The organism is Williamsia sp. z71 (assembly GCF_059553375.1).
This window is the reverse complement of the sequence record NZ_JCANWX010000003.1, coordinates 113,245-136,039: the sequence shown is the minus strand read 5'-3', so window position 1 is coordinate 136,039 and position 22,795 is coordinate 113,245. Positions and strand designations below refer to the sequence as shown.

The window sequence follows — 22,795 nt, the reverse complement described above, 5'->3', positions numbered from 1 at the left end:
GGTGTGGTGTGACCAACATTCCCAGCGCGCCAGTGATGGTGCACCTAGGTTTCCGTTGAGCGGGACGCCTGGGGTGGTGCCGGGTCGATCCCGGTAGAACAGGATGGACCGGCATCACCTGTGGGTGCCTGCATCTTCCCGAAGGAGCGATATGACCGACACCGCTGACCTGGTGGCTTCTCTGCTCGAGCGCGTTCAGATCCTCGAGGACAAGGCCGCCATCCACGAACTGCTGACCGCCTACGGACCGGCCGTCGACGCCGGTGACGCCGATGCGGTGGGGCGGCTGTGGGCGGATGACGCCGTCTACGACATCGACATCCGGGTGATGGAAGGGCGCGACGCGATCACCGAGATGGTGCGCACTGCGCCCCATCAGGACTACATCAACGAGGGCTGCGGGCACCTGCTGGACCCGGTCCACATCCGCGTCGACGGTGACACCGCGGTTGCGACCTGCCACTCGCTGCTCCTGCGCCGCAATGTCGACGAGGATTCGTTCCGGGTCTGGCGCGTCACCGCCAACCGATTTGATCTCGGTCGAATCGATGGTCGGTGGCTGATCCGTCGCCGCACCGCCCGGTTGCTCGATGGCAGTGCCGGCGCCCGCGAGTTGCTGGGTCGCGCGTCGCAGGGCTGAGCGCGGCTCAGGCGTCGAGCAGGGTCGGGGACGGCTCGATCCCGAATGCCCCACGGAAGAAGATCATCGGACGCTCCTCGGTCACCGACTCGAGTTCGAGGACCCGGCCGATCACCACGTCGTGATCGCCGGCGGTGTGGACGTCGTGAATCTCCGCGTGCGCCCGCATCAGTACGCCGGGCAGCGACGGCGTGGACCACTTCGACAACTCCCAATCGAGACCGTCGAACTTACGGCCGGCGCGACCGCCGAAGCGGGCGCACAGGTCGGTCTGGGCCTCGTGCAAGACATTGATGCTGAATCGTCCGGTGTCACGGATTCGAGGCCAGGACCGGCCGCGGTGATCGGCGCAGAACAGGATCAGTGGCGGTTCGAGCGACACCGACGCGAACGACTGGCAGGCGAACCCGATCGGGCCCTCGTCGTCCATGCTCGTCACGACGGTCACGCCACTTGCGAATTGGCCCAATGCTTTGCGCATCTGAGCCTGTGACATCGTTTCGATCGACATCTGATCCACCTCCGATTCCGTTGTGTCGTCGAGGATTCGACGGGTTGCGGTGAGCGTAAGGGGGACGGCCGGGTGTTCACAGCCGGGTTTCGCTCAGTGGAAGCCGTTGGTGGGCAGCAGTTGTGTTGGTGTCTGCCTCATTCGGCCCGTCTCGTTCAGCGGAATCCCTGCTGTGGCCGACGGCCCGCGCTGGCAACGTCATGGACCATGACCGCAGACGTGAGCTACGAGCAGACCCGGCGAGAACTCGAGACGAGCCTCGGGGTGCTGCGCTATCACGAGGCCGGCGACGGACCGCCGTTGCTGCTGCTCCACGGATCGGGTCCAGGGGTCACCGGATGGCGTAACTATCGTGGGGTGCTATCCGAACTCTCTGAACAATTCCGTTGCCTGGTACTGGAATTCCCCGGCTTCGGCGTGAGTGACCCGGTCGACGGGCATCCGATGGTGATGGCAGAGTCCGCCGTCGGGGTGTTCCTCGACGGGCTGGGGCTCGGGCCCGTCGACATCATCGGCAACTCCATGGGTGGCATTGTCGCCACGAAGGTTGCGATCGCCGAGCCCGAACGGGTCGGAAAGCTCGTCACCATCGGCGGTATGGGCAAGAACATCTTCTCCTCGGGACCCAGCGAGGGCATCAAGTTGCTGATGGAGTTCACCGACAACCCCACCCGGGAGGGCCTGATCCGCTGGCTCCTGTCGATGGTCCACGATCGCGCCCTGGTCACCGAGGAACTGATCGACGAGCGTTGGGAGCTGGCCACCGAGCCCACCACGCTGGAGATCGCCCGACGCATGTACAGCAGCAAGGCATTTGCCGCGACGATCGCGGCGAACAATTCCGCCGACGCGGTGCCCTACTGGGCTCAGCTGCAAAAGGTGAAGTCGCCGACGCTCCTGACCTGGGGCCGCGACGACCGGGTCAGTCCGGTGGACCTGGCCCTCCTGCCGATGCGCGACATCCCGAACGCCGAACTCCATGTGTTCCCGAACTGCGGGCACTGGACGATGATCGAGGCACGAGAGGCATGGCTCTCTGCGGTGCTGGCCTTCCTGACGCGGGCGTAGGCATTCGTCCTAGGTGCCGAAACCTGGTGCAGCCACCCCTGATCGAACCATCGGTCAGGGGTGGCCGCGTTTGCACCCGGGGGGGTGCTGCCGGTGCTCAAAACGGAAGTGCCCAGCAGGACGATCCGAAATCGTGGCCGACTGCCACGTCGAACTGAACCGTCGACTTCTCGCCACCACCGGACTGCCACGCCGTGATCTTGTGTGGGCCGGTACCCAGGGGCGTCCACATGACCGACACAGAGTTCGCCGCCGGCACCGGGGAGAGCTGACCGAACGCCGCCGGGGCGCTGTCCCAAAAGTAGATGGGACCTTTGCTGATGTTGGCGTCGATCGTGACCTTGTAGGTGCAGCCAGAACCGTGCTGCGCCGATGTCAGGAAGCTCGGACCCGGGGCGACGCTGATCCCCTGCACTTCGGCTTGCGCGCTCGGCGCGGCCAGGGCCAGGCCACCGACGGCGACCCCTATCGCAGCGACACTGATCCAGGCATTGCGTAGTCGGGTGGATTGTTCCTTCAATTGTGCTGCGGTAGCAGCATTGTCCGTTGACATGATCGTCACACCTCTCGGTAGTCGTTCTGCGGTCGATTGATTCGCAGTACGTCAAGGCTCGGGGTGGAGCTTCCCGAAGCCGTGAGTAGTCGACTACCTCAGTTCCGTGACCGCTCCTATTATCGCTGGGCACAGCGCATTTCATCTCAGTGAGTACTGAGGTCTGCCCTTTCGGGAGTGCCCGAAAGGGCCGGCTGCTGGGGTGAGTGCAATCCGGGTTCGTCGCCCCCCGGGGGGGTGTAGATCTAGCCGACGTCCTGAACAAGTGCAATTGCGAATCCGTCCCAGCCCTTTACCCCGACTGTTTGCAGGGCGGTGGCATCGAGTCGGGGGTCGGTGGCGAGAAGCTCGAGTACCTCACGGGAGGCCACCACGCGTTCGTCGTCCTGGGCGGGGTCGGCGATCGCGCCGTCGCGGGCGACGTTGTCGACGACGATGACGGTGCCCGGCCGCGACAGTCGCAGCGCAGCGCGTACGTAGTTGCTGTTGTTCGGCTTGTCGGCGTCGATGAAGACCAGATCGAACGGGGCATCCGCGGGCAGGGTCGGCAGGATGTCCAACGCCGCACCGACCTTGATCTCGACGCGTTCACCGACCAGTGCGCGGTCGACGTTCGCCCGGGCCACCTCGGCATGGTGGGGTTCGTATTCGAGCGTGATGACGCGACCGTCGCCCCCGACTGCCCGCGCCAACCACACGGTGCTGTATCCGCCGAGTGTGCCGATCTCGAGGATCCGTCGCGCGCCGATCGCTCGTGCCAGCAGGTGCAGGAACTTGCCTTGAACGGGTGCGACATCGATCGCCGGTAGCTGCGCTTCGGCGTTGGCGGTGATGACGGCGTCGAGCGCGGGATCATCACCGATCAGGACATCACTCAAGTACCTGTCGGCGGCGGCCCAGTTCTCGGTCATGTTTTTCAGTGTGCCGCTTCCCGAAAGGCTTGCCCATACTTCTGGTCAGACTGCGCCTGGCTGCACCGGTCCCTGAACTAGTGTTGGCCACGAGCCCCAGGGAGGTGCGCGTTGTCGGAGTCGGCAAGTGAGAATCCGGTTGCTGCGCGCCGGGGGCGCCCTGCCCGGATCAGTCGTGAGGGCATCGTCCGAGCTGCCCGCGCCCTGCCGCCGGACGCCATGACGATGCAGGCGGTGGCCGATGTGTTGGGTGTCGACCGCAAAGCCCTCAGCTATCACGTGAACGATCTCAACGGCTTGCGTGAGCTGGTCGCCCTCGACGTGTTCGAGTCCGCGTTGAGTCGGGTGGATCTACCGGCCGGCGCCGACTGGCGTGAGGTGATCCGCCGGTATGCCGGCGCGACGCGGGATGCGGTTGTCACGGTGGGGGCCCTGTCGATGTACATCCGGCTGCCCGGCGCCGGGGGCGTGCGAACCCTGGCCCCGGTCGAGCGGGTGCTGCAGAGCCTGGTCGACGCCGGTTTCGGTGTCGACGAGGCGGGCCGGATCCTCGCGTTGTTGACCGAGGTGGCCTACTCGACCGGTCGGGACACGGTCCAGGCCACCGACAGCAGGATCCATCCCGACGTACCCGATGTGGCCCGCACCTTGCTGAACGCACCGGATACCGACTTTCCCGTGCTCCGCAGCCTGGTCGCGGTGAGACAGAACGCAGGCTCCGACGACGGACAACTCGAGTTCGATCTGGATGTGATCATCGCGGGTCTGGAACGGCGTCGGGCGCTGATGTCACCTTCCATCTGAACTCTTTTCCCCGGTCGGGAAAAAGATTCCGAAAGTGCGTATCGGCACGTGCGCTGCCGTGTAGTCATAGGGGAAACCCGGACTCGAATCGAGGCAGCTATGCCACAGAAGAACGCCACCCCGTACCGCGTGGTCCAGTGGACCACCGGAAATGTCGGAGTCGAAGCCGCAAAGGCGATCGCCGCCAATCCCACGCTCGACCTGATCGGTTGTTTCGCCTGGTCTCCGGACAAGGTGGGTCGCGACGTCGGTGAACTCTGCGGCATCGAGCCGTTGGGCGTCACGGCAACCAACGACGTCGACGCGCTGTTGGCGCTGAAACCTGACGTGGTGGTCTACAACCCCATGTGGATCGATGTCGACGAACTGGTCACGATCCTGTCGTCGGGCGCCAACGTCGTGACCTCGGCGTCCTTCATCACCGGCCACAATCTCGGGGAGGGCCGTGACCGGATCCTGCAGGCCTGCGAGGTCGGTGGATCGACGATCTTCGGTTCCGGTGTGAGTCCGGGCTTCGCCGAACTCTTGGCCATCGTCGCGACGAATGCGTGCGACCGGGTCGACAAGGTCACGATCGCCGAAGCGGCGGACACAACCTTCTACGACTCGCCGGACACGGAACGGCCGGTCGGATTCGGTACTCCGATCGACGACCCGAATCTGGCTCCGATGGCCGCCACCGGAACCGCGGTTTTCGCCGAGGCGGTCCGGCTTGTCGCCGATTCACTCGGCGTCGAACTCGACGAAATCGTCTGTGAGGCCGAGTATGCGCAGACAACGGCCGACGTGGATCTGGGTTCGTGGATGATTCCGGCGGGATGTGTTGCCGGTGTGTATGTGAGTTGGCAAGGACGCGTGGGTAATACGACGCTCATCGACGTGAATGTTCGATGGCGCAAGGGGCAGACCCTCGAACCGGACTGGCAGATCGGAGCCGAGAGCTGGAAGATCACCATCGACGGCCGCCCGACGGTGAACATGAGTATCGGATTCCTTCCTCCGCCTTACTACGAGGCGGAAACCATGGCCGACTTCCTCAAGCTCGGCCACATCATGACCGCGTTGCCGCCCATTCACGCAATCTCTGCCGTGATCGGCGCCGCTCCCGGAATCGCCACGTACAACGACCTTCCGCTGACCCTGGCCCGCGGTGTGGTGCCGCGCAACGTCACCGCCTGAACAGATCCGGCGGGCCCGGGGGTCCCTGCCCTATTCTGAAAACAAAGGTGATCAGATGATGGGGGGCCGATGGGAAACAGTGGCGGCCGGATGTCGCGCGACGAGATGGATCGGATCGACAGCAGCTTCTTCGCCAAGTCGCTGCTGTCGATGGGGCGGACGATGAGCACGGCCAACGTGATCATGCAACTGGCCAATCCTGCCGTGGGTTACGGCGTGGCCCGCAGCAAGGTCGAGAGCGGCCGGCTCGATCTGCATCCGGTCAAGCGGGCGCGCACCACCGGGGCGTACCTGGCGGTGGCCGTCATGGGAAATGCCAACGACCGCAAGAACTTTCGGAAGGCCGTGAATCGTCAGCACGTGCAGGTTCGCTCCGACGAGACCAGTCCGGTCGACTACGACGCAATGAACGTCGATCTGCAACTGTGGGTTGCGGCCTGCCTGTATCTCGGGTGGGAGGACATCTACGAGAGGGTTCACGGCCCCTTGGCGGGTGAGGACCGGGAGACGTTCTACCGGCAGGGCAAGGTCTGTGGCACCACGTTGCAGATGCCGGCGGAGGCGTGGCCACCCACGCGGGCGGAGTTCGGACAATACTGGGATCGGCAGGCGGCTGAGATCTCGATATCGGACGAGATCCGTGAGTTCCTTCTCGGCATCGCGAACTTCGACTACGCGCATCCGGTGATCAAAAAACGTTATGGCCCGGTCAAATACCGACGGACCATCGGTTATCTGCCGCCCCCGTTCCGGGAGGCGTTGCGGGTTCCGTGGACGACGGCGGACCAGGAGTGGTTCGACGGCTATGTGGCCGATCTCGTCGAGCGTGAGCGGCGGAAGTCGTTGTGGCTGTCCCAGTTGGGCTTTCGTCTGCTTCTCTGGGACGCACGCCTGCGGTCCCGCCTCGGGCGTCCGCTGGTCTAGGGGCAGGGCTTCTCCCGGAGATGAGGTGGGCGGTCCGGTCACCGGGAGTACGTTGGCGGTGAGACTGTTCCACATCCGACGGGAGTGCCGGTATGCGTTCGATTGTCAGAACCGCCAGCGCGGTCACCATCACAGCTGTGGTCGGCTCGATCGCGTCGAAAGACACCGACTCCAAGTGGTATCGACGGTTGTCGAAGCCGGCGTTTCAGCCACCGGCAGCAGTGTTCCCGATCGTGTGGACAGCGTTGTACGCCGACGTCGCGATCAGTTCGGCGGCAACGATCGATGCACTGAATGACGACATGCGTCACATCGACGCGGCAGCTTTCGAGCGTGCGTTGGCCGCAAATCTGATCCTGAACGGTGCCTGGACCTGGGTGTTCTTCAAAGCGCACCGTACCGGCGCCGCCACCGTGACCGCCGCGGCGCTCGCGGCGAGCAGTGCCGACCTGGTTCGTCGCGCCGCGCCGGCGTCGTCGACCGCGGCCGCCGCGTTGGTGCCCTACGCGGGCTGGTGCAGCTTCGCGACGCTGTTGTCGGCTGCGATCTGGCGCCGCAATCGCTGAGGTGACGGGGTCGAGCGCGCGCCGGTCCGGAAAGACGACTCAGATGAGACCTTGCGCGATCATCGCGTCGGCAACGTGGGTGAAGCCCGCGATGTTCGCGCCGGTCGCGTAGTTGCCGGGAACTCCGTAGTCGTCGGCGGTGTGCAGGCACGTGTCATGGATGTTGCGCATGATCGCGGCGAGACGCGCTTCGGTGTGTTCGAACGACCACGAGTCCCGTGACGCGTTCTGCTGCATCTCGAGCGCGCTGGTCGACACGCCACCGGCATTGGCGGCCTTGCCCGGCGCGAACCGTACGCCGGAATCGGCAAACAGGCGCGTCGCCTCGGGTGTGGTGGGCATGTTCGCGCCCTCGGCGACGATGGAACAACCGCCCGCGATGAGCGCCTTCGCGTCGTCGGCGTCGAGTTCATTCTGGGTCGCACAAGGCAGGGCGATGTCGACCGGCACGTTCCAGATCGTGCCGCTGCTGCTGAATGCCACCTTGCCGCCACGGGCTTCGGCGTATTCGGCAATACGTCCGCGGCGGGTCTGCTTGATCTCTTTGAGGAGTTCGAGGTCGATGCCGTTGTCGTCGACGACATATCCGCTCGAATCCGAGCATGCGACGACGGTACCGCCGAGCTGGTGGATCTTCTCGATGGCATAGATGGCGACGTTGCCCGACCCGGATACCGCAACGCGTTTCCCGTCGAAGGACTCGCCGGCCGCCTTCAGCATCTCGCCGACGAAGAACACCACGCCGTATCCGGTGGCCTCGGTGCGCACCTGTGAACCGCCCCACGACAAGCCCTTGCCGGTCAGCACTCCCGATTCGTATCGGTTGGTGATCCGCTTGTACTGGCCGAAGAGGTAGCCGATCTCGCGGCCGCCGACGCCGATGTCACCGGCGGGGACGTCGGTGTGCTCGCCGATGTGTCGATAGAGCTCCGTCATGAACGACTGGCAGAAACGCATGACCTCGGCGTCCGAACGGCCCTTCGGGTCGAAGTCGGAGCCACCTTTGCCGCCGCCGATCGGTAGGCCGGTGAGGGCGTTCTTGAAGATCTGCTCGAAGCCCAAGAACTTGACGATGCCCAGGTAGACGCTGGGGTGGAACCGCAGGCCACCCTTGTACGGGCCGAGCGCGGAGTTGAACTCGACCCGGAAACCGCGGTTGATCTGCACCTGCCCGTCGTCGTCGGTCCAGGGCACGCGGAAGATGATCTGACGTTCGGGCTCGCACAGACGCTTGATGATCGCGGAGTCGGTGTACTGCGGGTGCCTCTCGACCACGGGGCCGAGACTGTCGAGTACCTCTTTGACTGCTTGGTGAAATTCGAGTTCACCCGGGTTGCGGGCGATCACTTCGTCGTAGAGGTCTTGCAGCTTCGCGTCGATCATCGGATTCGTCTGGCTCCTTCGTGCTCCGAGCACCGCGAGATGCTCGCCCGCGGTGTCAGTGGCCGTCAACGGCAGACGGCACCGCCAGCCAGCCTATCGACCGACAGGTACGCCCCGGCTCACCGGTGACGGATCAGACAACTCCCGGGTCAGGGCGCGACGAAGCCCCCGACGCCCGGAAGTGACGGCTGACCTGCATTGGGATAGGCCTGGGAACCGTCGATGGAGACGGTGATGGCCACCGGTCCAGAGCCGGTGGCCACGGTCGACGCGGTGGGTGCCGGGTCAAGGTAGTACGGGCACAGTTTGACTGTGGTGGCTCCTGCGGCACCGGTGCCGAGGTTGAGATAGTTGATCCGGATCAGGGCGCTGGCCGCACTGGTCGAGCAGGTCGTCGGGCTGCCGGGAGCCGTGAAGGTGGTCCGGCCCGGCGCCGGTGAAGATGCATCGACCGAGACGAACAGCGGCCAGGGAACTGCCAGTCCGCTGATCTGCAGGCCGAGTGCCGGCACCTGGTAGACGGATACCGGCGCGGCGGTGAGGGTTGGGCCGATGGGTGCGGCTGATGCGACGGGGGCCCCGGCCACGGCCAATCCTGCGGCGGCGAGCATCGCGCCCGCCAATACCGATATTCGTTTCGCAATGCGCATGATTTCTCCCTTTGGTGGTCGGCTTTCTCCGCCTATCGAAAGGGTGACTCTGTTGTGTTACAGCCGGGATCAATTCGCTTATCTCGGGAAATGGACCACCTGATTGGAGAACAGGGAATCGGGGGCAGAAATATGGTTGGCCGCCGCGACGACCCCGAGCCAGGTATCGAGATTATCGTTGCCGTATTCGGCGTGGCAGAGCGTATGAAGTGTGTCGCCGGCAACGTGGGCGCGTCGATTCAGGCCGGGGATGATCAGGACTTGACCAAGAGTGAGGGTTCCATTGTGCGGCAGTTGATTTGCGTGCGCGAGCATGATGCGCAGATGGTCATCGCCGTACCAGCGGAAGGCCAGTTCGTGCAGATTGTCCCCGGTGACGACGGTGTGGTGACCGGGGTTGGCGAGGTCGGGAATGAGTAGCCATGAACCCGGTTGAATCGGACGTTGGGCGACGCCGTTGATCAGCTCCCAGATCAATTGGGTCGCGGTGTCGGTGGTGCCGTAATAATGCTGCGTGATCGCCTGCCGGGCCGCGGAGCTGTCCGGTGTCGAGAACTTGTGGCGAAAGGTCACATACGGAACCTGGAGTTGCTGTCCGATGCTGATCACGTTGGGATCGGCGAGGTGATTCTGGCGCGCGATCACCGGATACAGGGTGCCGTCGCCGTACTCGCGCTGCGCAATTGTGAAGAGGGTGTCGCCGGGCTGGACGTTGTAGGTCTTCATCGTTTCCTCGCTCGTAGACGTGTCGTGGCTTTCGGGGCTCTCCGATGGGCCCGAGGACAACTCTCGTCGTGAGGACTCCGTGTGTCATGCGTATCCGCGTACCCGGTTTCGAGCAGTGGCGCGGCCGCCGCCGGAGTAGTCGGTAGAGGGCGCCTCTCGCAAATGAGAATGACGTTCTGGTAACCTGCAGGAATCGCGCATCACATCGTCGAAGGGCTCTGGTCGAACCATGTCGGACAATCAGCTGGAGTCGTTGGCTCCCAATGCTTTCGAGAACCGCACCGTGCTCATGTCCGGCGGCAGTCGCGGTATCGGGCTCGCCATCCTGATCGCGCTGGCCAAGCGGGGCGCCAACATCGTGCTCCTGGCCAAGACCGACGTGCCGCATCCGAAACTGCCGGGCACGATTCACACGGCAGTCGACGAGATCACCGCGGCGGGCGGTAAGGCCGTCGGTGTGGTCGGTGATGTGCGTGTCGACGACGACGTACAGCGGGCGGTCGCGACCGCTGTCGAGACCTTCGGCGGCATCGACATCCTCATCCACAACGCCAGCGTCATCAACGAGGCCGGGACCGCCGACCTGCCACTCAAGCGCTACGACCTGATGCAGGGTGTCAACGTCCGGGGCATGTTCTCGCTGACCCAGGCAGCGCTGCCGCATCTGGCGAAATCGCCGAATGCGCAGATCCTGTCCATCGCGCCCCCGCTCAACATGTCGCCGCACTGGCTGGGCAAGTTCCCGGCCTACACACTTTCGAAGTACGGGATGACGGTCTTGGCCCTCGGTTTCGCGGCCGAGTTCGCAGACCAGAACATCGCCAGCAACTGTCTGTGGCCGGAGACGACCATCGCCACCGCTGCCGTGAAGAACCTGCAGGCCGACCCCGAGGCCGCCTTGCATGCGCGTGAGCCCGAGGTCATGGCCGACGCCGCCACACTGATCTTGGCGCGGCCGTCCTCGGCCACCGGTGAGGTTCTGATCGACGCCGACGTCCTCAAGAACGCCGGTGTCACCGACCTGTCCACGTACGGCGGTACCGAACCCCTCGACCTCGACTTCTACATCGACGCCTGAACCGCCGAGGGGTTGGATCAGCTCAACGACAGGTCCGGATCGACCTCGATCAAATCCGTCCGCTCGACCAGTAGATCTCGCCTCAGACCTTTTCGAAGATCGCGGCCAGACCCTGACCGCCGCCGATGCACATGGTCTCCAACCCGTACCGGGCGTCGCGTCGCTGCATCTCCCGGGCCAGCGTGGCCAGCATCCGGCCACCGGTTGCGCCGACCGGATGGCCCAGCGAGATACCGGAACCATGCACATTGGTGCGCTGATGATCGTCGGCGGTGAACTTCCACTCCCGCATCACGGCGAGCGCCTGCGCGGCAAATGCCTCGTTGAGTTCGATGAGGTCGACGTCGGAGAGTCCGAGTCCGGCCTTGGCGAGTGCCTTCTCGGTGGCCGGGACCGGCCCGATGCCCATCACCCTGGGTTCCACGCCGGCCACACCCCATGACACGAGCTTGACCAAGGGGGTCAGGCCCAGTTCGGCGGCCTTCTCGGCGGTGGTCACGATGCTCAGTGACGCGGCGTCGTTCTGACCGCTGGCGTTACCCGCGGTCACGGTGGCGTCGGGATCCTGCTTGCCCATGATGGGTCGCAATTTCCCGAGCGACTCGACCGTGGTGTCGGCCCGCGGGTGCTCGTCGGTGTCGATCACCTGGTCACCGGAGCGGGACGGGACGGTCACCGGCACGATCTCTTCGGCCAGGATCCCGGCCTGCTGGGCGGCCACGGCCCGGGCGTGGGAGGCGACGGCGAGTTCGTCCTGCTCGAGCCGGCTGATGCCGTACTCACGGCGTAGGTTCTCTGCCGTCTCGATCATGCCGCCGGGTACCGGATAGAACTGTCCACCTGCGGTGGATCGGGCCCGGACCAGGCTGTCGTGCATCTGGATGCCGGAGCGGGCGCCGCCCCATCGCATGTCGACGGAATAGAACGAGGCGTTGCTCATCGATTCGGTACCACCGGCCACAACCAGTTCATTGTCACCGTTGCCGACCTGGAAGGCCGCCTGGATGACTGCCTGCAGGCCCGATCCACAGCGGCGGTCGATGTGCATACCCGGGACGGTCACCGGTAGTCCGGCGTCGAGCGCCACCACCCGGCCGATTGCCGGTGCCTCACTGTTGCCGTTGCAATGACCGAGGATGACGTCGTTGATCTCGTCCGGTGCGATTCCGGTCCGTTCGAGCAGCCCCTTCATCGCAGCGACACCGAGATCGACTGCGGTGAGCGACTTGAACATTCCGCCGTAACGGCCGATCGGAGTGCGAATCGGTTCACAGATGACAACCTCGCGCATAGGGTTTCCCTTCCCCTTTATAGGCCCATAATGCAAGGTGGACCCATGACCTTTCGCACTGTGCCCACCGTCCGATGAGTTCGGAGAGCAAACCCCAGGCGTTACCGTTGGCGGGTTTACGAATCATAGAGGTATCCAGTTTCGTCGCAGCACCCCTTGCCGGAATGACCCTGGGATCGCTTGGCGCCGAAGTGATCCGCGTCGATCCGATCGGGGGCGCCGCGGATTACAAACGCTGGCCGGTCACCGCGGACGGCGAGTCGATCTACTGGGCGAATCTGAATCAGGGAAAGCGGTCTCTGGCCGCGAACTTTCGTGATCCGGAAGCCACCGCGCTGATCCGTGAACTCATCCTCGAAGCGGGAATTGTCGTCACCAACGCGGCCGGACGGGAGTGGCTCGAATACGACAACCTCGTCAAAGACCGGCCCGACCTGATCCACGTCCAGGTGCTCGGCCGCGCGGATGGGCGCGGTGCGGTCGACTACACCGTCAACGCTGCGATGGGATTTCCTCTCGTCACCGGCCCGACCACCCTGGGAGCACCGGTCAACCATGTGCTCCCGGCATGGGACGTGGCCTGCGGGTTGTATGCGGCCCTGTCGGTGACGGCTGCGGTGCACCGCCGGGCGAGCACCGGGGAAGGGGCGCAAATCGTGTTGCCCCTCGAGGATGTCGCGTTGGCGACGATCGGTCACCTCGGCTACCTCGCCGAAGTGCAGCTCGGTGGACCCGACCGGCCCCGGGTCGGCAATTTCGTATATGGCACCTACGGAAGCGATTTCCGCACCGCTGACGGAGAAACGATCATGGTCGTCGCGGTCACGCCGCGACACTTCCGCGACCTCGCCGCCGTCACCGGTACCGCCGACGCCGTGGCTGCATTGGAAATCGCACTGGGCGTTGACTTCAGCAACGACGGAGATCGCTTTCGCCACTGCGACGTCTTGAGCGGATTGTTCTCGATCTGGTTCCGTGACCGGACCATCGACGAGGTGGAGAAGGAGCTCAGTACGACAGCTGTTGTCTACGAGCGCTATCGGACCTTCAAACAGATCGCCACCGATCCGCGCGTCACAGACAATCCGATGTTCCAGCCGGTCGATCAGCCGCGAATCGGCTCCTATCTTGCGCCGACCACGCCGATGTCGATCGACGGACAGTATCCGGCTCCGCGGCCCGCGCCCGCGAACGGTGATGACAGTGCCACTGTCCTCCGCGAGTGCCTGGGCTTGAGCGAGAAGGAAATTGCCGATCTCGAGGCCCGCGGGGCCATTCGGGTATCGACGCCGGCCACCCGAGAAGGAGAGTAGATGACGCGCCTGGCGCAGACGCACGACCTGACCGAGGTTCAGATCGACATCTTGTCCACCGTTCGCAACTTCGTCGATCGCGACATCATTCCGAACGCGCAGGCCCTCGAACAGTCAGACACCTACCCGCAGGCAATCGTCGACACGATGCGCGAGATGGGTCTGTTCGGGCTGATGATCCCGGAAGAGTATGGCGGACTGGGGGAGTCGCTGCTGACGTATGCGCTGTGTGTCGAGGAGTTGGCCCGCGGCTGGATGAGTGTGTCGGGTGTGATCAACACCCACTTCATCGTGGCCTACATGATCCGCCAGCACGGGACCCCGGAACAGAAGGCGCATTTTCTTCCGCGAATGGCGACCGGTGAAGTGCGCGGGGCCTTTTCGATGTCTGAACCCGAGCTGGGGTCAGACGTCGCGGCGATCCGAACCCGGGCCCAGCGATCCGGAGACGACTATGTCATCAACGGTCAGAAGATGTGGCTCACCAACGGTGGCAGTTCCACCTTGGTCGCAGCCCTGGTCCGCACCGATGAGGGTGCGGCCAAGCCGCATGAGAACCTCACCACCTTTCTGATCGAGAAGCCGGCCGGATTCGGTGAGGTGGCACCGGGTCTGACAATTCCCGGCAAGATCGACAAGATGGGGTACAAGGGGATCGACACCACGGAGTTGTTGTTCGACAACTACGGGATCTCGTCGGATATGGTCCTCGGAGACAAGCCTGGTCGGGGCTTCTATCAGATGATGGACGGTGTCGAGGTCGGACGTGTCAATGTCTCGGCCCGTGCCTGCGGTGTGGCGATCCGGGCGTTCGAGTTGGCTGCGCGATATGCCCAGCAGCGCAGCACGTTCGGGAAGCCCATCGCCCAGCATCAGGCGATATCGTTCTCCCTCGCGGAAATGGCCACCAAAGTCGAGGCGGCACATCTGATGATGGTCAACGCGGCCCGGCTGAAGGACTCCGGTGAACGCAACGACGTGGCCGCGGGTATGGCGAAGTACCTGACGAGTGAGTACTGCTCCGAGGTCACACAGGCCAGCTTCCGTATCCACGGCGGCTATGGGTACTCGAAAGAGTACGAGATCGAACGCCTCATGCGCGAGGCGCCGTTCCTGCTGATCGGTGAAGGCACCAGTGAGATCCAGAAGACGATCATCAGTAAAGGTGTGATGCGCAGCTACGCGTTATAGGGGTCAGTGCGTACCAGCGAGCTCTCGGTGGGCTGCCGCCCGGATCTGTCGTCGACCCACAACCAGCCGATACGTCTTCTCCAACAACGAGGATCGGGTCCGCTCGGGGTCCATCAGTTCGTTCTCGGCGAGGGGGCTGTCCTCGCCGTCGACGATGTCGTGATCGAACTCGACAAGGGTCCTGCCGCCACCGCACATTGCGTCGATGGCGGCGACGAGTCCGGAATGGTTGATCACAGCTTGAAGTTCGTCAGCGTCGACGTCGAGGTGTTCACTCAGCAAACGATTTCTGACTCCGCGGATCGCAATGCGGTTCTCATTCGATCCTGGGAGGTCGGGATCGATCTCGACGGCGAGGTCACATTCGCTGTCGAAGCCCATCGACCGGTTGTTGAGATTGGATGACCCCACGCGCAGGAGACGGTCATCCATCACCAAGACCTTGGCGTGCACGTATACCGGTTCCCCGTCTGCGGTCACCGGATGGTATGCGCGGAAACGCTTTTCGGTGTCGGCCTGCCATAGGAACTGGAGGAGGCGGTGGCGGGCACCGTCCATCGCCTGCTGTTCGAGCCAGCTGTCGGCATGCCGGGGCAGGACGATCACGATCTCGGGTCCTCCGCTTTCGCGCAGACGTCTGGCCAGGGCCTCGGCGATGGTCCGGGACGCGAGGTATTGACTTTCGATGTAGAGGTAGTCCCGAGCGGCGGCGATGGCTGAGAGGTAGAGAGATTCGATCTCCCGCACCTCGTCCCGGCCCGGGATTTCTGGCAGTGTCCGCGCCACGGCCACGTTGACCGATTTCATGGTCGGAACCAGTGTGTCGGGCCAATAAGTGTCCCCGCCGCCGGTGATCTGCTCGAGGGTGCGACCGGTTGCTGCCAGCCACCGGGCCCGCGCCATCTCGCCGACTACCCGGGCCGCGTCTCCGTCAACAGCGGTGGTCGCATCGTGCCAGGGCCCATATGTCTTGCCGTTGGGCTTGGTGCGTCGATCGTTCTGATCGAGGTGGTCGGAGGTGTCCCACCGGTCGACGGTCATGTCGATGCCGCCACAGAACGCGATCTGATCATCGATCACCAGGATCTTTTGATGGTGTGCCGCGCCAACCGGGTGAACCAGATCGTTCTCGAACTGCAGAGCGGGGTCGGTGAGCCAGTTCTGAATGAAAACCGGCGCCATCCCCCTATTGATCGCACCCAACCCCAAGTTCCACTTGAGGAGGTTGATATTGAGCCCGGGTCGGTTCTGCGGCAACCACTTCAGGAAATCGCCGAGTGCATTGGGTCCGTCGAGGGTCTGGCCCTCGGGCTCGAACTGGATCCGGGTATCAAAATCCCACCCGATAAGAATGATCCGGCTGCGTGCCTGCAACATCGCGGCCTTTGCATGCCTGAAGTAGTCGGCCGCGTCGATGATCACAGCGAGTCGATCGGCCTCGGCGATCTTCCAGCAGGTCTCATCGGGTACAAGCACCGGCTTGTCACTGCTCACGGGGGACCCTCGGCTTCTTTGGCGGATTAGCGTTCTAGAAAGTAGCACGAGCGACGCCACGCCTTGCTCAGTCGAACAAACATTCGACAACGAATGCTTCTCCGGGTATGCTGATTGAAAGCGTTCTGATCAGATGTGCTGGGGGGCATGATGTCTGACGATCCACCTGTTGACTCTTCGGTTGATTCCTCGCCGGTTCCGGTACTGGTGCGCAAGTACCTCGAGTTGGAGTTGCTCGTTGCCGATATCGCGGACTGCGCTGATTCCGATATGTCTGGCGCGGAAGTCAATGAGCTTGTGCGGGTGCATGAACGGATCGCCCGTAAGGTCGAGTTCACCGGGTTGCGTCACCTGTTGCGGGTCTCGGATCGGTCATCGTTTACCGAAGCCGGGTATTCGTCACTGTTCGGTTTCACCCGTAGCGAGTTGCGGCTGAGCAAAGGGCAAACCATGTCCCGGATCCGGGCCCTGGAGGCGGTCGGCCGATTCCATACGTTGCAGGGTGAGGTGTTGGCGCCGAAATGCCCTGCCGCCGAGCAGGCGTGGTCACGCGGTTTGATCGGGGCGGCGCATATGGATGTCATGTTGGATGTGCGCAAACAGATCCCATCGGCCTCGGACCCGGCAGTGTATGACGTGGTCGATCATTGGATGACCGAAGAGGCCGTCGGCCAAGATCCCACCCAGCTGATCGCCGCCGGTCGTGCGGTCTTGGCCCGGGTCGACCCCGATGGCCGGTTGACCGATGATTCGGATCGGGCCCGCAAACGGTCGATGGGTATCGGGGATCAGGGGGTGGATCTGATGGCCAAGATCACCGGCACCCTCGACCCCGAAACCCTCGCCCTGTTGAGGACAGTGATGGACGTGTGGGCGGCGCCAGGGATGAACAACCCGGCCGACCCCAACTCGCCGACCGGAGCCAGTGATGACCCGAAACAGGACAAAGAGCTGATCAGAGCTGCGGCCGAACGCGATACCCGCTCGAAGGGCCAACAATTCCACGACGCGCTCAAGGCGATCCTGAAAACGATTTTGGAGTGCAACCTGCTGGGCAAGTCGCATCGGGGTTTGCCGGCCCAGTTGATCATCACGATGACCAAGCAGCAGCTCGACGAGTGCGCCGGGATCGCCAGAACGGCGTCGGGAGTCGATATTCCGGTCAACGAGGCCCTGGATCTGGCAGCCCGGTCGGACAAATATCTGGCCGTGTTCGCTGACCACTCCGCTGAGGTGTTGTATCTCGCTCGGACCAAACGGACCGCCCAAAAAGGCCAGCGGCTTGCGTTGTTCGTCCGGGATCGCGGTTGCTCGCATCCTGGTTGTACCAATCCGGCGACCTGGGTCGAGGCCCATCACTTACTTGCCTGGATCAATGGTGGTTTGACCGACATCGACATGATGGGATCAGCGTGCCCGCCGCACCACAAACTCATCGGTGACGGACCGCATCAGTGGCAAACGATCATGATCACCGAAGGCCCCGACGCGGGTCGGGTCGGGTGGATACCGCCGGCGTCGGTGGATCCGGAAAGAAAACCGCGGGTCAACCGGGCCCAGCATGTCAACGAAACCTTGGCAGCAGCCTGGGAAAAGGTTCTGGCCGATCGCCGTGCGGCATTGGCCGCAACCATGCAGGAGTTGTCCACCCGTGAATCCGACCCGCCAACCCAAACCGACCCGCCAACCCAAACCGACCCGCCAACCCGCTCCGGCTCAGATGCGCCTGATCAGTATGAGTAAGGAATGCGACTTGTCGACATCGTCGTCACTCATTTGACGGTACCGCCACCCGGGCAGGCACCAAAGAAGTTCTCAGCGTTCGCTGTCCAGCATCGCCATATGGTCCTCGGCGTAGCGAGCGCCGGCAGCGGCGCCGGCCGGGACAGTGGCCTCGATGGTGTCGAGTTCCGCATCCGATAGCTTGATGTCAAGGGAGCCAAGCGAATCCTGCAGCCGTGAAACCTTTTGGGTGCCAACGATCGGGATGATGTCGTCACCCTGAGCCAGCACCCACGCGATGGCGAGCTGCGCGACACTGATGCCGCGCTGATCGGCGATCGTGGCGAGTGCGTCCACGAGCTCGAGATTCTTGCGCAGGTTGTCGCCCTGAAAACGTGGGGTGTGCGTTCGATAGTCGTTGGGCGCGAAGGTGGTCCCGGCCCCCACTGCGTTGCTGAGCAGGCCGCGCGACAGGACGCCGTAGGCGGTGATCCCGATCCCGAGTTCACGGGCGGTCGACAGGATTCCGGACTCGATACCGCGAGAGATCAGTGAGTATTCGATCTGAAGGTCGACGATGGGATGGACTGCCGCAGCGCGGCGGATCGTATCGCTACCCATCTCCGACAGGCCGATGTGGCGGACATAGCCGGCGTCGACCATTTCCGCGATGGCGCCGACGGTCTCCTCGATCGGCACTGCCGGGTCGAGTCGGGCCGGACGGTAGATGTCGATGTGATCCACGCCGAGGCGGGTCAGCGAGTATGTGAGGAAGTTCTTCATCGCGGCCGGGCGGGTATCAAACCCGACGAATCCGCCGTCCGGAGAACGGAGTCCGCCGAACTTCACGCTGAGCTGCACGTTGTCACGACGCCGTTCGCGTAGCGCCCGGCCGATCAGCGTCTCGTTGTGGCCACCTCCGTAGAAATCGCCCGTGTCGATGAGGTTCACGCCGGCATCGAGCGCGGCATGGATCGTGGCGATCGACGCGCTGTCGTCGCTGGGACCGTACATGCTGGACATACCCATCGCGCCGAGACCGATTCGCGAGACCGAAGGTCCTGTCTTTCCGAGGGTTACCTGTTGAATGTTCATGGACTCAGCGTGGCCGGGTCGGATGGTGCATGGCAGAGACCGGTTATCGGGGGACCGCCGGTCCCTGGCCGGTATGACCGCCGACGAGCACACTGGTTGGCGTGAGCACACGCATGGACCGCGAAGAGCTGGCCGACTTCCTACGTCGTCGTCGCGCGGCTCTTGTGCCCCGCGACGTGGGGCTGCCCGAAGGCGTTCGCCGTCGCACACCGGGACTCCGTCGTGACGAGGTGGCCGTCCTGGCCGGGATGTCGACCGACTACTACACCCGGCTCGAGCAATCGCGCGGCCCACACCCGTTGACGCAGATCGTCGCATCCATGGCGCGCGCCCTCCGGCTCACCGACGACGAACGCGACCACCTCTATCTGCTGTGTGGACATGCGCCACCGCCTCGCATCGGTGGTGACTCCCATGTCGGGCCTGGTCTGCTGTATCTACTCGACAAGCTCGATGACATCCCGGCCTGCGTGATCTCAGAACTCGGCGAGACGTTGGCGCAGAACCGGCTGAACATGCTGCTCTTCGGCGACCAATCGGCTGTGACCGGACTGGATCGTTTCGTCACCTGGCGCTGGTTCACCGATCCGGAGGTCCGCCGCCGTTTCAATCCGGAGGACATCCCGAGGATGAGTCGCAAGCACGTCAACGACCTACGCGCGATCGCGGCCAAACGAGGCGACGATGCGGTGGTGACGGAATTGGTGGGAGGGTTGCAGGCCGGCAGCGAAGAGTTCGTCGAGTTGTGGTCGGAGCATCGGGTGGCAACCCGGGTCAGTGCCCTGAAAAGGTTCATCCACCCCGAGGTCGGCGAGATCGCCCTGCAGTGCGAAACGTTGGTCACCCAGAATGAGGACCAGCACCTCCTTGTGTATTTCCCACAGCCGGGCACGCCCGCCCGCGAGCGTCTCGACCTGCTGTCGGTCATCGGCACTCAGTCCATGGCCTGAAGATGCCGCCGCGGACTGTCGCGTTTTTTCAAGCGCGGGCCGGTGATGGGGAGAAGACTCGACGGCATGACCACCACAACTGTTGACCTACTGCGACCGGTCCTGTCCGATCTCGCGGTCGTCGTCGCCAACACCGGCGGCCACGACCACGCACCGACGCCATGCACCGAACTCGATGTCGCACAGCTGCGTAACCATGTCGCGGGCTGGCTGGCCACCTTTGCGTCCGGGTTCGCCGATCCCGATGGACGGGCACCGGCGGGTGGTGCCGAGGTCCCGCAGGCGGCGGGGCCGGCTGCCGAGGTGATCCGTTCAGCCGCAGATCAACTGGATGCGGCGGTGCGCGCCGGCGCAGACCAGCGTCCGCTGTATCTCGGGGAGAGCCCGATGCCCGGCGACATGGCGATGTCGATGATCCTGTGGGAGTACGTGGTCCACGGCTGGGATCTCGCGGTGGCCACCGGCCAGGTCTGGGACCCCGCACCCGAAGCGGCGGTAGCGTCGGTGAGATTTGCCCCCAACATGCTGACCCCGGACTACCAAGGGCCGGGTAAGACGTTCGGGCCGCGCGTGCCGACTGCCGAGGATGCCTCGGACCTCGAGCGGTTACTGGGACTCTCGGGCCGCGACCCCGCGTGGCAACCACCGCGCTGAGCGGGTGAGTCCGGGGACCCGGTGTCGCCGGCGGCGGTAGAGTCCTGAGGGTGAGTACCCCCTTGACTGCACCAGTTGTTGCCGCCGGACTCGTCGGCGGATATGCCACCGCTCGATACAGCGGACGTCGCGAACTCGGCGGGGTAGTACTTGCCGCGGCCGGTGGCTGGTGCGCCACCCGGTGGTACCAGGAGAAAGGCCCGGTCGTGGCCGGATCCCTGCTTGCCGGATATCTCGTCGCATTCGGCGCGTCGCATCCGCTGGCCAAGAAGGTCGGGGCCTGGCCGTCGGTGTTCGCCGTGACCACAGCGGCCGCCGGCGCGGCATACGCTGTCGCCGATCGCTGAGCAGACCCACGACAACGTGATCGGCCGCTGATGTCGGGCATCACGATCACCGTTGTTGTCATCGCGGTATTGGTGGTGGTGATTGCCGTTGTGGCACTGCGGGTTCGGACCCGCCCGACTCTGACAACACCAGCCGAGCGTGCGGTTCACGCGACCCTGCACACCGCCTCACTCGCGGCCCGGCCCTTGCGCCGAGGTCTGAATGCCGACTCGGCCGCGCAGGCCGCGCCGCATCTGCAGAGTCTGACCGCTGCCGACGCCTTGGGCATCGCCGACGCCGACGGGGTGGTTCTGACCTGGACCGGGTCCCACGAACGGCTCGCGACAGAGTTCGCGAAAGCCGCGGTTCGAGCTGCGGCCGAAGGGCGCCGGATCCTCATCAAGGCCTCTGAACTCGACGAGCCCGGTGTCCGCGCACTGATCGTGCAACCGATGCCTGCCGACGGCACAGGATCGGTGGGTGTGATCGGTGTGGTCACCAGGAACCAGCCGGGACCGGGCATGCTGTCGGCGATCACCGAGGTGGCGCACTATGCGGGCAATCAGATCGAACTGGCCGATCTCGATGCCGCTCGTGCCCGTCTGGACCGCGCGGAGGTCCGCGCACTACGGGCGCAGATCAGTCCCCATTTCATCTACAACGCGTTGGGTACCGTGGCGTCGTTCGTGCGGACCGATCCCGATCAGGCCCGTGAGCTCATCCTCGAGTTCGCCGACTTCACCCGCTATTCGTTTCGCGCGGCGGGTGAGTACACACTACTCGCCGACGAACTGCGCAACATCGATCGCTATCTGACGTTGGAACGGGCCAGATTCGGCGGTTCACTGTCGGTCAAGCTGCAGGTCTCCCCCGAGGTCCTCAACGTGGTACTGCCTTTCCTCGCGTTGCAGCCGCTGGTGGAAAATGCGGTCCGGCACGGCATTTCGAGCAAACCCGAGGGCGGAACGGTGACCATCATCGCGGCCGACGAGGGTACGGATTGCGTGATCAGCGTCGAAGACGACGGCATCGGTATGGATCCGGAACTCCTGCGCTCCGGCGATCTCGATGCGATTGTCACCGGGTCCGGCGGACCCAGCGCCACCGAGAACGCGCACGTGGGCCTGGCCAACGTCGACGACCGGTTGCGCGCGGCGTTCGGCAATGACTACGGACTGGTGGTCGAGACCGCACCCGGTGCCGGAACCAAGGTGAGCATGCGGGTACCCAAGTTCCGGCCGGGCATCTCGGTCTGAATTGCGCACCATCAGGGGTTGACTTCGAGTGTGCTCCAACTCTTACGCTGCGTTCTATGAAGAAAGACGGTGATGACCTGGCCGCCGCGTCCGGTGACCGCAACGACAACGATGCAGGAGACACCCATGAATGACGCCACCACGCGCGAACAACGGTACGACCATGGACGATCGGTGCTCGACGCGATCGATGGAGAAGCCGGTGTGAACGTGATCGATTCGCTGAAAGATGTTGCGCCAGAGCTCGCACACCAGGTCGTGGCATGGGGGTTCGGCGACATCTACTCGCGACCCGGTCTCGAACCGCGCGACCGCCAGCTCGTCACCCTCGGGATGCTCACAGCGCTCGGCGGATGCGAGCCGCAGCTCGACGTCCACATCAATGCATCCCTCAACGTCGGTCTGTCCCGCACCAGATCATCGAGGCCCTGCTGCATTCGGCTGTCTACTGCGGATTCCCGCGCGCGCTGAACGCCACCCTCACCGCGAAGAAGGTCTTCGCCGAGCGT

At 64.1% G+C, this 22,795-nt stretch carries 24 protein-coding genes; 15 read left to right on the top strand and 9 right to left on the bottom strand.

The features are described 5' to 3' along the window. The first annotated feature begins 151 nt into the window (after nt 1-151). On the top strand, nt 152-640 hold the full coding sequence (locus tag AC51GR_RS08780) for a nuclear transport factor 2 family protein (protein WP_496324251.1): 489 nt from the start codon (nt 152-154) through the stop codon (nt 638-640). A gap of 7 nt (nt 641-647) precedes the next feature. Here AC51GR_RS08780 and AC51GR_RS08775 read toward each other — a convergent pair whose 3' ends face one another. Beyond that, nucleotides 648-1,151 carry a flavin reductase family protein gene (locus AC51GR_RS08775; RefSeq protein WP_496324250.1) on the bottom strand — a complete coding sequence of 168 codons (504 nt, stop codon included), beginning with the start codon at nt 1,149-1,151 and terminating at the stop codon, nt 648-650. 207 nt (nt 1,152-1,358) lie between these two features. Here AC51GR_RS08775 and AC51GR_RS08770 point away from each other — a divergent pair, with 207 nt between their 5' ends. Then, a complete protein-coding gene (locus AC51GR_RS08770; protein WP_496324249.1) occupies nt 1,359-2,219 on the top strand; it encodes an alpha/beta fold hydrolase in 861 nt (286 codons plus the stop codon). Nucleotides 2,220-2,316: 97 nt separating this feature from the next. Here the strand turns inward: AC51GR_RS08770 and AC51GR_RS08765 are convergent, their stop codons facing one another. Next, nucleotides 2,317-2,772, bottom strand: coding sequence for a hypothetical protein (locus AC51GR_RS08765; protein ID WP_496324248.1), 456 nt, complete (start codon nt 2,770-2,772; stop codon nt 2,317-2,319). Nucleotides 2,773-3,017: 245 nt separating this feature from the next. Next, nucleotides 3,018-3,683 carry an O-methyltransferase gene (locus AC51GR_RS08760; protein ID WP_496324247.1) on the bottom strand — a complete coding sequence of 222 codons (666 nt, stop codon included), beginning with the start codon at nt 3,681-3,683 and terminating at the stop codon, nt 3,018-3,020. 111 nt (nt 3,684-3,794) lie between these two features. Here AC51GR_RS08760 and AC51GR_RS08755 point away from each other — a divergent pair, with 111 nt between their 5' ends. From AC51GR_RS08755 to AC51GR_RS08740, 4 genes are all read left to right on the top strand, one after another. Next, nucleotides 3,795-4,487: a TetR/AcrR family transcriptional regulator C-terminal domain-containing protein gene (locus AC51GR_RS08755; protein ID WP_496324246.1), complete on the top strand. Its 693-nt coding sequence runs from the start codon at nt 3,795-3,797 to the stop codon at nt 4,485-4,487. A 99-nt stretch (nt 4,488-4,586) separates the two neighbouring features. Next, nucleotides 4,587-5,666, top strand: coding sequence for an NAD(P)H-dependent amine dehydrogenase family protein (locus AC51GR_RS08750; RefSeq protein ID WP_496324245.1), 1,080 nt, complete (start codon nt 4,587-4,589; stop codon nt 5,664-5,666). A 69-nt stretch (nt 5,667-5,735) separates the two neighbouring features. After that, complete coding sequence (locus AC51GR_RS08745; RefSeq protein WP_496324244.1) at nt 5,736-6,590, top strand: oxygenase MpaB family protein; 855 nt, start codon at nt 5,736-5,738, stop codon at nt 6,588-6,590. Between the two features lie 92 nt (nt 6,591-6,682). Then, complete coding sequence (locus AC51GR_RS08740; protein WP_496324243.1) at nt 6,683-7,156, top strand: TspO/MBR family protein; 474 nt, start codon at nt 6,683-6,685, stop codon at nt 7,154-7,156. Nucleotides 7,157-7,195: 39 nt separating this feature from the next. Here AC51GR_RS08740 and gdhA read toward each other — a convergent pair whose 3' ends face one another. The 3 genes from gdhA to AC51GR_RS08725 all read right to left on the bottom strand — a co-directional run bounded on the left by gdhA (nt 7,196) and on the right by AC51GR_RS08725 (nt 9,915). Further along, complete coding sequence (gdhA, locus tag AC51GR_RS08735; protein WP_496324242.1) at nt 7,196-8,539, bottom strand: NADP-specific glutamate dehydrogenase; 1,344 nt, start codon at nt 8,537-8,539, stop codon at nt 7,196-7,198. Between the two features lie 149 nt (nt 8,540-8,688). Continuing rightward, nucleotides 8,689-9,189, bottom strand: coding sequence for a hypothetical protein (locus AC51GR_RS08730; protein ID WP_496324241.1), 501 nt, complete (start codon nt 9,187-9,189; stop codon nt 8,689-8,691). 78 nt (nt 9,190-9,267) lie between these two features. Then, nucleotides 9,268-9,915 carry a LysM peptidoglycan-binding domain-containing protein gene (locus AC51GR_RS08725; protein ID WP_496324240.1) on the bottom strand — a complete coding sequence of 216 codons (648 nt, stop codon included), beginning with the start codon at nt 9,913-9,915 and terminating at the stop codon, nt 9,268-9,270. Nucleotides 9,916-10,144: 229 nt separating this feature from the next. Between AC51GR_RS08725 and AC51GR_RS08720 the strand changes: the two genes are divergently transcribed. Then, on the top strand, nt 10,145-10,993 hold the full coding sequence (locus tag AC51GR_RS08720) for an SDR family oxidoreductase (protein ID WP_496324239.1): 849 nt from the start codon (nt 10,145-10,147) through the stop codon (nt 10,991-10,993). An 82-nt stretch (nt 10,994-11,075) separates the two neighbouring features. On the opposite strand, the gene AC51GR_RS08715 is transcribed toward AC51GR_RS08720, so the two are convergent. Next, nucleotides 11,076-12,284, bottom strand: a complete 1,209-nt coding sequence (locus AC51GR_RS08715) for an acetyl-CoA C-acetyltransferase (RefSeq protein ID WP_496324238.1) — start codon at nt 12,282-12,284, stop codon at nt 11,076-11,078. Nucleotides 12,285-12,358: 74 nt separating this feature from the next. Between AC51GR_RS08715 and AC51GR_RS08710 the strand changes: the two genes are divergently transcribed. Continuing rightward, a complete protein-coding gene (locus AC51GR_RS08710; protein WP_496324237.1) occupies nt 12,359-13,597 on the top strand; it encodes a CoA transferase in 1,239 nt (412 codons plus the stop codon). Further along, nucleotides 13,598-14,788, top strand: a complete 1,191-nt coding sequence (locus AC51GR_RS08705) for an acyl-CoA dehydrogenase family protein (RefSeq protein ID WP_496324236.1) — start codon at nt 13,598-13,600, stop codon at nt 14,786-14,788. A gap of 3 nt (nt 14,789-14,791) precedes the next feature. On the opposite strand, the gene AC51GR_RS08700 is transcribed toward AC51GR_RS08705, so the two are convergent. Continuing rightward, nucleotides 14,792-16,282 (bottom strand): phospholipase D-like domain-containing protein, encoded by a 1,491-nt coding sequence (locus AC51GR_RS08700; RefSeq protein WP_496324235.1) that lies wholly within the window; start codon nt 16,280-16,282, stop codon nt 14,792-14,794. Nucleotides 16,283-16,429: 147 nt separating this feature from the next. Between AC51GR_RS08700 and AC51GR_RS08695 the strand changes: the two genes are divergently transcribed. Beyond that, a complete protein-coding gene (locus AC51GR_RS08695) occupies nt 16,430-18,025 on the top strand; it encodes an HNH endonuclease signature motif containing protein (RefSeq protein WP_496324234.1) in 1,596 nt (531 codons plus the stop codon). 72 nt (nt 18,026-18,097) lie between these two features. On the opposite strand, the gene AC51GR_RS08690 is transcribed toward AC51GR_RS08695, so the two are convergent. Continuing rightward, the gene (locus tag AC51GR_RS08690) at nt 18,098-19,099 is read right to left on the bottom strand and encodes an aldo/keto reductase (RefSeq protein ID WP_496324233.1); all 1,002 of its coding nucleotides are present in this window, start codon (nt 19,097-19,099) and stop codon (nt 18,098-18,100) included. A gap of 113 nt (nt 19,100-19,212) precedes the next feature. Between AC51GR_RS08690 and AC51GR_RS08685 the strand changes: the two genes are divergently transcribed. The 5 genes from AC51GR_RS08685 (at nt 19,213) to AC51GR_RS08665 (ending at nt 22,757) form a co-directional block, all read left to right on the top strand. Further along, nucleotides 19,213-20,049 (top strand): helix-turn-helix transcriptional regulator, encoded by an 837-nt coding sequence (locus AC51GR_RS08685; protein ID WP_496324615.1) that lies wholly within the window; start codon nt 19,213-19,215, stop codon nt 20,047-20,049. A gap of 66 nt (nt 20,050-20,115) precedes the next feature. Then, nucleotides 20,116-20,703: a TIGR03086 family metal-binding protein gene (locus tag AC51GR_RS08680; RefSeq protein ID WP_496324232.1), complete on the top strand. Its 588-nt coding sequence runs from the start codon at nt 20,116-20,118 to the stop codon at nt 20,701-20,703. Nucleotides 20,704-20,753: 50 nt separating this feature from the next. Then, nucleotides 20,754-21,050: a hypothetical protein gene (locus tag AC51GR_RS08675; RefSeq protein ID WP_496324231.1), complete on the top strand. Its 297-nt coding sequence runs from the start codon at nt 20,754-20,756 to the stop codon at nt 21,048-21,050. 30 nt (nt 21,051-21,080) lie between these two features. Further along, nucleotides 21,081-22,286 carry a sensor histidine kinase gene (locus tag AC51GR_RS08670; RefSeq protein WP_496324230.1) on the top strand — a complete coding sequence of 402 codons (1,206 nt, stop codon included), beginning with the start codon at nt 21,081-21,083 and terminating at the stop codon, nt 22,284-22,286. Between the two features lie 126 nt (nt 22,287-22,412). Further along, nucleotides 22,413-22,757, top strand: a complete 345-nt coding sequence (locus tag AC51GR_RS08665) for a carboxymuconolactone decarboxylase family protein (RefSeq protein ID WP_496324229.1) — start codon at nt 22,413-22,415, stop codon at nt 22,755-22,757. The last annotated feature ends 38 nt before the right edge of the window (nt 22,758-22,795 follow it).